The organism is Pedobacter psychrodurus (assembly GCF_004331735.1).
GTDB lineage: Bacteria > Bacteroidota > Bacteroidia > Sphingobacteriales > Sphingobacteriaceae > Pedobacter > Pedobacter psychrodurus.
Map to the genome: position 1 here is coordinate 1 of NZ_SJSO01000055.1, position 1,474 is coordinate 1,474.

Sequence of the window (1,474 nt, forward strand, 5' to 3'; positions counted from 1 at the left end):
ATTATTCCTAAGGAGAATTTACTTCGCAAGATTAGTGAGCTTATAGATTTTAGCTTTATCTATGATGAGCTAATGGGCAAGTACTGTCCGGACAACGGGCGTAACGCTGAGAGTCCGGTACGCATGTTTAAATATTTGTTGCTGAAGACGATCTATACCGTTTCTGATGTCGATGTCGTAGAGCGTTCCCGCTACGATATGTCCTTTAAATATTTTCTGGAGATGTCCCCTGAAGAGGACGTGATAAATCCAAGCTCTCTGACCAAGTTCCGAAAGCTTCGTCTTAAGGACATGGATCTTTTAAACCTGCTGATTGGAAAAACCGTCTCTTTAGCGCTGGAAAAAGGTATTATTAAATCCAAGTCCATCATTGTCGATGCTACACATTCACTTTCAAGATCCAACCCATACTCACCTCTTGAGGTACTCAGGCAACGTTCAAAGTTGCTGCGAAGAGCAGTGTATTCAATGGATGATGATTTCAAAACTCGGATGCCCGAGAAGAATGAATCAAATGATATCCTAAAGGAAATAGAATACTGCAGTAAACTACAAAAACTTATCGAATCTGATGAAGCACTAAGTGAAATCCCTGCAGTAAAGGAGAAACTGAACCTATTGAAGGAAACAGTTGAAGATACCCACGAGAATTATGCAATATCCAAAGATATGGATGCCAGGATTGGCCACAAAACAGCCGACAGCAGTTTTTTTGGTTACAAAACTCATTTGGCAATGACAGAGGAGCGCATTATAACAGCTGCTGTTGTTACCTCAGCAGAAAAGGGAGATGGTCCTGAACTGCCAAAACTGTTGAGCGGGACCCAGGCCAATGGAATGGAGGTAGATACAATCATAGGTGATGCAGCCTATTCCGGGAAGAATAACCTCAAGCTCAGCGATGTGAACGGCAATAAAGTAAGGATAGTTGCCAAGATGAACCCTGCTATTACCCATGGCACCAGAAAAGAGGAAGAAAAGTTTGATTATAATAAAGACGCTGATATGTTCGTATGCCCTGCAGGGCACCTGGCTATGTACAAACGGGTGCAGGGCAAAAAGGTAGATAAGAGCAATCAGTCAATGACCTATTATTTCGATATCGAAAAATGCAGAGTGTGCCCGTTAAAGGACGGCTGCTACAAACCGGAAGCCAAAAGCAGGACATACTCGGTCGCAATAAAACCAGATGAGCATAAAGAGCAGGAAATATTCCAACAAAGCGGGTACTTCAGGGAAAAATCACGACACAGATATAAAATTGAGGCGAAAAATAGTGAATTGAAAAATGTTCATGGATATGACAGGGCGAACTCCTATGGCCTGGAAAGCATGAAAATGCAAGGTGCACTTGCGATATTCGTGGTTAATCTTAAAAGAATCCTCAAATTCTAAAAAAAGGATAATAATCCAAAGAATCTTCTGGGAAAAACTAACAATGTGCTCCAGTTCTCAATGTCGAACGTAAAGTTCG

1 protein-coding gene is annotated in these 1,474 nt (G+C 41.6%); it reads left to right on the forward strand.

Going from position 1 to position 1,474, the window contains the following annotated elements; translation table 11 throughout:
* Positions 1–1,395, forward strand: a 1,395-nt coding sequence (locus tag EZ456_RS24970; RefSeq protein WP_131534937.1) for an IS1182 family transposase, incomplete at its 5' end; no start/stop codon positions are given.
* Between the last annotated feature and the right edge of the window lie 79 nt (positions 1,396–1,474).